Genomic DNA, 1,573 nt, shown 5'->3' with positions numbered 1-1,573 from the left:
CTATCGGCTGCTCTGGATGAAGGCTTGCCCCTATGCCCACCGGGCGGTGATCGTCCGCAAGCTGCTCGGTCTGGACAAGGTGATCAGTCTCGGCACGGCGAGTCATTTCCGCACGGAGCGCGGATGGGAATTCTCGCTGGACGAAGGCGGCGTCGATCCGGTGCTGGGCATCCGCTATGTCAAGGAAATTTACGACCGGGCCGATCCGCATTACAAAGGCCGCCCCACAGTCCCTATTGTGGTCGATATCGTCACCGGACAGGGCGCCAACAGCGACTATTTCCGACTCACCAATTACCTGGAAACCGTCTGGGCGGATTTTCACAAGGAAGGAGCGCCGGACTTGTACCCGGAGGAACTGCGCGGGGATATCGACGCTCTGAATGATGTGATTTTCTGGGATATCAACAGCGGAGTGTACAAAGCGGGCTTCGCCCATTCCCAGGAAGCTTACGATCGGGCCTATGATACGCTGTTTGCCCGTCTGGACGAGCTGGAGCGGCATCTTCAGAACAACCGGTATCTCTTCGGTCATCGGATAACGGACTCGGATGTGCGTCTGTACACTACGCTGGCCCGGTTCGACGCCGCTTATTATTCCGTATTCAATACGAATCGGAACCGGCTCGTCGATTTCCCTAACCTGTGGGGCTATGCCCGCGATTTGTACCAAATTCCCGGCTTTGGGGACACGACGGATTTTGCCGCGATCCGGAATAGCTATCACGCTTCGCCGCATCTCAGGGGATTTGCGGGCAACCCATGGGGGATTTACCCCAAAGGACCGGATGATCGTCTCTGGAATACCCCGCACGGGCGGGAAAAATTAAGCAAAGGGTGAATACGATGACAAAACAGGCTACGGAAAATCCGGCGGAAATTGTGCGAGACGGCTCTTTCCTTCGGCAGCAAAACCGGTTTACCGCCGTGTTCGGCGATGGGCCGGGAGAGCTTGCCGTCCAAGGGGGGCGCTACCGTCTGGTCTGGTCGGCCGCTTGCCCCTGGGCGCATCGCGCAGTAATCGTTCGCCGGCTTCTCGGACTGGAGGACGCCATCAGCCTTGGAACGGTGGACCCCATTCGCCCGGATCTGCCGCATACGGATTGGGCTTTTACACTGGATGAAGGGAAGAAGGACCCCGTGCTTGGCATCCGCTATCTGAGCGAAGCTTACTTGAAGGCCGATCCCGGCTACAAGGGACGCCCCACGGTTCCGGCTATTGTGGAGATCGAATCGGGAAAAGTGGTCCACAACGATTACTTCCGGTTGACGAACCATCTGGAGACGGCGTGGGCGCCGCTGCACAAGGAGGGAGCGCCCGATCTGTATCCCGAGCATTTGCGCGGGGAAATCGATTCGCTGAACGACAGCATCTTTCACGAAGTGAACAATGGCGTATACAAGGCGGGCTTTGCCCGCTCGCAGGAAGCGTATGAACAAGCCTATAACGTCCTGTTTCACCGTCTTGACGAACTGGAGCAGCGTCTGTCGACGCGGCGCTACCTGTTCGGGGATGCCATTACGGATTCGGATGTGCGGCTGTATACGACCCTGGTCCGTTTTGACGCTGCCT

Annotated in this window: 2 protein-coding genes; both read left to right on the top strand. The window is 57.9% G+C overall.

The window, feature by feature from the left end; genetic code table 11:
- On the top strand, positions 1 to 841 hold an 841-nt coding region (locus L692_RS0102650), incomplete at its 5' end, for a glutathione S-transferase C-terminal domain-containing protein (protein ID WP_025696954.1).
- A 5-nt stretch (positions 842 to 846) separates the two neighbouring features.
- The coding region (locus L692_RS0102645) for a glutathione S-transferase C-terminal domain-containing protein (RefSeq protein ID WP_025696952.1) at positions 847 to 1,573 on the top strand (727 nt) is incomplete at its 3' end.

The organism is Paenibacillus forsythiae T98 (assembly GCF_000520735.1).
Classification (GTDB): domain Bacteria; phylum Bacillota; class Bacilli; order Paenibacillales; family Paenibacillaceae; genus Paenibacillus_AQ; species Paenibacillus_AQ forsythiae.
The sequence above is the reverse complement of the archived record's forward strand: the minus strand, read 5'-3'. Positions and strand labels throughout refer to the sequence as shown.